The 7,245-nt window shown below is 59.4% G+C and carries 7 protein-coding genes; 1 reads left to right on the top strand and 6 read right to left on the bottom strand.

Translation table 11 applies throughout. The annotated features are described in order from the left end of the window. Positions 1 to 118: 118 nt before the first annotated feature. The 3 genes from AC6RA8_RS19955 to AC6RA8_RS19965 all read right to left on the bottom strand — a co-directional run bounded on the left by AC6RA8_RS19955 (position 119) and on the right by AC6RA8_RS19965 (position 3,626). Entirely contained in the window at positions 119 to 1,330 is a 1,212-nt protein-coding gene (locus AC6RA8_RS19955) for a multidrug effflux MFS transporter (RefSeq protein WP_500355203.1), read from the bottom strand. A 128-nt stretch (positions 1,331 to 1,458) separates the two neighbouring features. Next, positions 1,459 to 2,103, bottom strand: coding sequence for a DsbA family oxidoreductase (locus AC6RA8_RS19960; protein ID WP_500355205.1), 645 nt, complete (start codon positions 2,101 to 2,103; stop codon positions 1,459 to 1,461). Next, positions 2,103 to 3,626, bottom strand: a complete 1,524-nt coding sequence (locus AC6RA8_RS19965; protein WP_500355207.1) for a class I adenylate-forming enzyme family protein — start codon at positions 3,624 to 3,626, stop codon at positions 2,103 to 2,105. Before AC6RA8_RS19965 ends, AC6RA8_RS19960 begins: the two co-directional genes overlap by 1 nt. Positions 3,627 to 3,670: 44 nt before the next feature. Here AC6RA8_RS19965 and AC6RA8_RS19970 point away from each other — a divergent pair, with 44 nt between their 5' ends. Beyond that, positions 3,671 to 4,294, top strand: coding sequence for a helix-turn-helix domain-containing protein (locus AC6RA8_RS19970; protein ID WP_500355209.1), 624 nt, complete (start codon positions 3,671 to 3,673; stop codon positions 4,292 to 4,294). A 6-nt stretch (positions 4,295 to 4,300) separates the two neighbouring features. Here AC6RA8_RS19970 and AC6RA8_RS19975 read toward each other — a convergent pair whose 3' ends face one another. The 3 genes from AC6RA8_RS19975 to AC6RA8_RS19985 form a co-directional block, all read right to left on the bottom strand. Continuing rightward, the gene (locus AC6RA8_RS19975) at positions 4,301 to 4,519 is read right to left on the bottom strand and encodes a hypothetical protein (RefSeq protein ID WP_500355211.1); all 219 of its coding nucleotides are present in this window, start codon (positions 4,517 to 4,519) and stop codon (positions 4,301 to 4,303) included. 118 nt (positions 4,520 to 4,637) lie between these two features. After that, complete coding sequence (locus AC6RA8_RS19980; RefSeq protein WP_500355213.1) at positions 4,638 to 5,294, bottom strand: aquaporin; 657 nt, start codon at positions 5,292 to 5,294, stop codon at positions 4,638 to 4,640. A 15-nt stretch (positions 5,295 to 5,309) separates the two neighbouring features. Beyond that, positions 5,310 to 7,076 (bottom strand): extracellular solute-binding protein, encoded by a 1,767-nt coding sequence (locus AC6RA8_RS19985; protein ID WP_500355214.1) that lies wholly within the window; start codon positions 7,074 to 7,076, stop codon positions 5,310 to 5,312. Between the last annotated feature and the right edge of the window lie 169 nt (positions 7,077 to 7,245).

Genomic DNA, 7,245 nt, shown 5'->3' on the forward strand with positions numbered 1-7,245 from the left:
AAGACAACAAGATCGTCGTGCGCCGGGACTGGAAGAAGGACAGCGACAAGATCAAGGGCGCGTTCGCCATTGCCAGGGATCTGGCGGAAAAGGTCATTCAAAAGAAGAAGGCGAAAGCCTAGGCGATCGCCTGTTCTGCCCGTCGCATCATTTGCATCAGGATGGACGCGATCAGGCAGGCAATAAGAACCGTCGCAACCAGTGGCATTGGCGTGCCATCAAACATTAGTCCGACAGGCGACGCGAGCGCCGCGCCAAGGACGGTTGATACGGCACCGATTACAGAGGCAGCCATCCCTGCGATATGGCCCATCGGCTCCATTGCGATGGCGTTCAGGTTGGCCACGGTCAGGCCGCCCTGGAACATCACGCCCCATTGCCAGAAGATGTAGAACCAGAACACGCCGGGCATGTCGGCCATCATCCACAGCACAAAGACGGTTGAAATGATAACTTGAGCAGTCAGTGCCCATGTAACGAGTTTGCGCATACCGAACCGCCCCACGATGGCAGCGTTGAGCAGGCTGGAGACGCCAGATGCAAGTGCGATGGCCCCGAACCACAGCGGGAAGCTGTCGGCCCGATCAAAGGACGTCTCAAAGATCGGCTGCACCATGGTGAGGATCGAAAAGAGGATCATCAACATGAGCGTCTGGACGTAGATCGACAGACGTACGGTACGGTGTGCAAACATCTGCCGCACAGCGTCTTTCATCAGTGGCCAGCGCAAGGGACGACGGTTGGCTTGAGGCAGCGTTTCGTTCACACGCATGCCGAACCAGAACAGCAGCAGCACTGCGAAGAGCAGGAATGCAGGGAAAATCGCCCGCCATCCGGCGGCGTCCATGATGACCTTGCCCAATAGCGGGGCAATGGCGGGCACCAGAAGGAACACCATCATTGTGAGTGACAGGATGCTGGCCATGGCGCGGCCTGAGTAGAGGTCGCGGATGATGGCCGCGGACACGACACGCGGACCTGCGGCGCCCAAACCCTGCAGAATCCGCGCTGCCAGCATGAGTTCAAGCGTAGGGGCAATCCAGCTGAGAACCGCACCCAAGGCATAAACGGCAAGGCCGAAATACACGATAGGCTTGCGCCCGATGGCATCCGACAAGGGACCGGTGACAAAGGTACCCAGTCCCATACCGATCACGAAAAAGGTCATCACCAATGCGGCTTGCGCGACACCACCAGGAGCGATTTCGTTGGCAATCGACGGTAGGGCGGGCAGCATCGCGTCGATGGAAAACGCAATGGTCGCGAACATCATCGCCATCAAGGTGATGAATTCGACTTTCCCCAGTCGTTGTCCTTCGGGTTTCGTCAAGGTCGATACGGCCCTTTTCGGCTTCTGGTGACGCGATTCAGCGCCACATTGACCATCATAAACCGAGAATGGCAACGACTTACGGTTGAAAATCGATCAATTGGTAAAATTGTGATCGATTGAGTCCGTCAGGCCGCGCCTTCGCGCAATTCCGAGATAACTTTTGCCCAAAGTTCGGGCGGTTGTGCACCCGGCACCGCATGTTGATTGGCTACGATGAAAGTCGGTACCGACTGGATACCCATCTGGCGGCTGTGTGCGTCTCGTCCCGAGATATCCTCGCGGTCTGCGTCGGAGGCCAGAAGGCGCCGCACGACGCTTGCATCCATTTCGATACTGTCGGCGATGTCAGCCAGAACATCGTGATCTCCGATGTCCCGTGTTTCGACGAAATAGGCTTTGAACAGGGATGATACCGCTGCAGTCTGTTTGCCTTCGATCCCGGCCCAGTGGATCAGACGGTGTGCGTCCAGCGTATTTGGCGTGCGTTTCATGCCCTCGAAGTCGATCTTGAGTCCCGCTTTCTCAGCATGTTCCACAACGGGTGTGTAGGCGCGGACTGCGCCTTCTTTGCCGCCAAACTTGCCTTCCAGATATGCGCGCCGATCCATGCCTTCGGCAGGCATGTCAGGGTTCAGTTGAAAGGGATGCCATTCGATCACGAATGGGTGGTCTGGATGTGCTTCCAGCGCGCGATCCAGATGGGCCTTGCCGATATAGCACCAGGGGCAGATCGGATCGGACATGATATCAAGCTTGATCGAGTCGGGCATCAAGTGACTTTCGTTTCTTTAGGCCAGAACAATGGCAGCCGCCGCCGAACCAGCTTGCCATTCGCGCCGGTGGGCAGCATTGGCAGGTGAACATATGCGCGGGGTTGCTTGTACCGCGCCAGCTTGGTGTCGACATAGGCGCGCAACTCGTCCTCGTCCAGTGGGGTCGCCGCGGTGTAAAAGGCGGCAATGATGAAGACGCCCGGCTTGACCTCGATCTGAGTGGCACCAACGCCGGTCAGACCCGGCGCATCGGCCAGGGCGCCCTCGACCTCGAGCGGGGAGACGCGATAGCCGCCTGCGTTCATCATGTCGTCATTGCGGCCCAGATAGGTGATCTGTCCGTCCTCATCCATCGCGCCCATATCGCCGGTGAGAAACCAGTCACCGTCAAAGTGGGCGGCGGTGTCGTCCGGGGCGTGCAGGTATTCCAGCATCAGGCCGGGGTCAGAGCGGTGCACCGCGATAATGCCGGGCGTGCCGCGCGGCACAGGACCGTCATCGCCCAGGATCGCAACTTGCCGTCCGTCTTGGGGTTGGCCCAGCGTCCCGGCCTTGGCCGGATGTGCGGGGCTCGCTGAGATGAAGGTCGAGCATTCGGACATGCCGTAGGCTTCGAACAGGTTTGTACCGGTCGCGTTCTGCCATGCCTCCAGAGTGGTCTGCGGCAGCTTTTCCCCGGCGCTCAGGCCATGGCGCAGATGTGGCAAAGCCGGCAACTCCGCGCGGTCCAGCATCTGACGATAAAAGCCTGGTGCCGCGGCAAAGATCGTGGCCTTGTGCGTGGCGAGAAGGGGGCCGAGTGCCTCTGGCAGTGTGCCTGCGGCAGGAATGAGAGCGGTTGCCCCAACGGACCATGGGTCCATCAGCCCGGTGCCGAGTGTGTAGGTCCAATTGAAGGCACCTGCGTGCATCAGCGTGTCGTCGGCGCTCAGCCCGTACCACCCATCATGCATCATCTGTCGTGCCCAGATCGCACGGTGTGCGTGGGCCACCGCGCGGGGCTGGCCTGACGTGCCGGATGTATAGATCACATAGCCCAGACGGTCTGGATCGCCCATGTGCCACTCGGCGGGCGGATGGTCGCGCAGGGCCTGCAAAGTGGCCACGCCAATCTCTGGTGCGCCGGGTGCCGTTGTCACGTCGGGGTCCCGCAGGATCAGCCGGGGGCGCAGTTCGGAGACGATCTGTGCGACCTCTGGCTCTGTCAGTGCGGCTGAGGTGGGGACGGGGACGAGGCCCACGGCCAAGGCGCCAAGATATGCGATGGGAAAGTCGATTGTGTTGCCAAGGCGTAGAAGCACGATATCGCCTGGTGTGCATCCTGCCTCTAGAAACCCGCCGCCCGTACCCAGAACGGCGCGTTTCAGAGTTTCGTAGGTCATGGATATTACCTGGTCGCCGCTGACCACAGACACGGCGACCTTCTTTGGCTGCATGTCGGCGCGGCCAAGCACATGTGCCGCCATGTTGAATGATGCCGGGCAGGGCGCCATCGGGCCACTGTTGACGACACTCAGCATGGGTGGCGTTGCAAGCCTTGGGCCCGCGTCCTATAGAAGTCGTCATGCAAGGAAAAGATCCCAAGACACTGATCCAGATCGCCCGCTCTACGGGCCAGGACGAAACAGCCGAACCGCTGGATCTGGGCGCACGTGTGCGCGAGCTGCGCAAGGCGCGTGACTGGACGCTGGAACAGGCGGCGAACCAGGCCGGACTGGCCCGTTCGACCCTGTCCAAGATCGAAAACGGCCAGATGTCGCCCACCTATGAGGCGCTCAAGAAACTTGCCATCGGTCTTGAGATCAGCGTGCCGCAATTGTTCACGCCGCCGGAGAAGGGTCAGATCAACGGCCGTATGGTGGTGACGCAATCGGGGCAGGGAAATGCGCAGGCCACTGTAACATATGAGCACGAGTTGCTGGCGGAGACGCTGACCAAGAAACAGATGTTGCCCTATCGCGCGCGCGTGCGTGCGCGGTCGATGGACGAATTCGATGGTTGGGTGCGGCACGATGGCGAAGAATTCCTATATGTGCTGACCGGAGTCATCCGCCTGTATACCGAGTTTTATGAACCCGTCGATATGCGTCGGGGCGATAGCGCCTATTATGATGCCACCATGGGCCACAACGTGGTGTCTGTCAGCGACGAAGATGCTTTGATCTTGTGGGTGACGTCGCTCGCCTGAGGGCGATCAGGCCGTGTATAATGCTTGGGCGCGCTGTGACAGGAATGCGTCGAACGCGTCCTGTGCTTCTTTCAACGACATGTCATGGGTTGCGGCGAGATAACTCTCGAAACGGTCCTGGTCGGCTTTGAGAAAGGGCATCGCGCTGGCTTCGAGTTTCGGAAATTCCTGGCGTAGCGCGTGATAGCTGTCCGCCCAATTGCGGGTCAGATCGTTCCAGTTCATGTATACCCCCGATCATCTTCGGTTTACCACGTGCAGTGCATACGCGTGGCGGCCTGCAGATCCCGCTGCGGGCCAGACATCCACCCCGCGGCAGACAATATTGCAAATTCGCGACAGTTCAACCTTTGATCAGGAGCAGTTTGCGCAGGATGGGGTGCGCGATCAGGGCGGTCAGAAGCTGCACGACTACAAAGGCTGCCACATGCCCCGGGTAAATGCCTGCAAACGTGTCGGAAAATCCGCGTGCAATCGTGACTGCCGGATTTGCGAAGCTGGTTGAGGCTGTGAACCAGTAGGCGCCTGTAATGTAGATTGCGACCAAAGTCGGTACCGCCTCGGGGCGCGAACGCAGGCCGCCGAAGATCACAAAGAGCAATCCGAAGGTGGCCAAGCCCTCGGACCACCATTGCGCGAGCCCGGTCCGATGCAAGGTTGTTGAGCTTTGCAAGACGGGCAAATCAAACATGAGGTGCGTGGCCCAGACGCCTAGGATTCCACCTGCTATCTGCACAACCCCATAACCAAGGGCAGGGCGCGTGGAGATCTCGCCCCGCAACCAAAAGGTCAGCGTGACCGCTGGATTGAAATGCGCGCCGGAGATCGGACCCAGCACGGTGATAATCACGTAAAGCATACAGCCGGTCGCGATCGCATTGGCCAGTAGGGCGATGGCGACGTTTCCGCCTGCAAGCGCCTCGCCCATGATGCCTGAGCCGACCACGCCGATAAGAAGCAGCGCGGTGCCCAGACCTTCGGCCCAGAGTTTTTGTGTCATGTCAGTGGCCGAGCGTCAGTTCGCGTCCCACCACCAGAATTGCGGCATCCAGTCTGGCCCGTCGCCGTACAGCGGGATCACTTCGGGGTGTTTCATCTCTGCGACATGGGCGATGCGACCAGTCGTGAATTGCCAGAACGGCACCACATAGCGCCCGGCAATCAGCAAACGGTCGAGTGCGCGGGCGGCTGCGATACTGTCTTCCCGCGTTGTTGCAGTCAGCATGGCGGTGATCATGGCGTCGATGGCCGGATCCTGCACACCCATTAGGTTGCCTGAACCATCCTCGACCGCGGCATCGGTTCCCCAATAGAACCACTGCTCATTGCCGGGGCTCAGCGACAGTGCACGGCGGATGTAGGTCATGTCGAAGTCGAACGTGTCTTCGCGCGCCGTGAACTGTGCGCCGTCGACAAGATCAACCGTGACATCAATGCCGAGCTGTTCCAGCGCCTGGATGTAGAGGTTGGAGATCGCCCGATCCTCGGTCCGTTGCTGATCCAGCAGGATGGTGAACCGCATGGCCTGACCGTCTGCGTTGCGCAGCTTGCCGTCCTGCGTGGTCCAACCCGCTTCTTCCAGCAGACCGATCGCCCGCCGCAAGCCCCTGCGGTTGCGCAAGGTGCCATCGCTTTCAGGCAGGGCGTATCCCTCCATCACCCCGGGCAGTAATTTGCCGTTGAAGGGGGCAAGCAATTCGGCGACGCGACCTTTGGCGGCGCCCGGTTCCATCGCCAAAAGTGAGTTCGAGAAGTAGGAGGTTATGCGGGGCTGTGCACCGCCCGTCAGCGTGTCGTTGATGTATTCGAAGTTGAAGGCCGTGATCAGCGCCTCGCGGACACGCCAGTCATCGAAGGGCGCGCGGCGAGTGTTCATCACGAAGCCGGTGATCCCGGAGGGTTTCTGGTGGGTGATTTCAGTCTTGACCACATCGCCAGACTGCACGCGCGGAAAGTCATATTCGCTGTTCCATGTTTCCGCATTGAATTCCCGCCAGGCCGAGATTTCACCTGCCTTGAAGGCCTCCAACACCACGTCGCCATCGCCGTAGAAGTCGATGGTGATCTCATCGAAGTTGAACGTGCCACGGCGGAAGTTCAGATCGTTGCCCCAGTAGTCGGGGTTGCGGGTCAGAGTGACATAGCGCGACCCTTCGTAACCGCTGACCACATAGGGGCCGGAACCGATGGGCACATCATTGATTGTGGAATTGGCAAAATCCTTGCCCTCCCACTGCGCCTTTTGAAGGATCGGACGCATCCCGGCGAGCAGGGCCAGTTCCCTGTTTTCCGTGTTGAAGGTGAAGCGGATGCTGCGCGGGCCGGTTTGTTCAAGGCTTTCGATCTGCGCCCAAAGGCTGCGATAGCGACCGTGCCCTTCGGTGCCGAGCTTTTCATAGGACCACAGCACATCCTCGACAGTCACGGGGCTGCCGTCGGAAAATTGCGCCTCTTCGCGAAGGGTGAACTCCACCCAGGACCGGTCCTCGTCCGTCTCAATCGATTCGGCGAGGAGACCATAAAGAGCAAAGGGTTCGTTCCGGCTGCGGCCCATCAGGCTTTCATGGGTCAGAAAGCGCAGCTGCCAGGGTACGTTGCCCTTCTGGATGTAGGGATTGAGCGAATCAAAGCTGCCCGTATTGGCAAGCGTGATGGCACCACCCTTGATTGCATCAGGATTTGCATGCGGAAGTGCCACAAAATCCGGTGGAAGGGCAGGGTCGCCATACATAGCTATGCCATGGCTTGGCTCTGCTTGTGCCGTTGAAGCCACGGATAACATGCCCGCAAGAATCACACCCGCGGCATGGATTCTTGTGCGTCCAGTTTGGAAAAAATGCCTGCTCATTTCGTAAACAATCCTCGATCGCCCTTGTTTTGTTAACAATAGCGGCGCTCGGACATTTACGCATTATCAAACTTTTAGCTTGGACTCTTCGGGCGGGTTTGCG

The sequence above is a fragment of the Tateyamaria sp. genome (assembly GCF_059783535.1).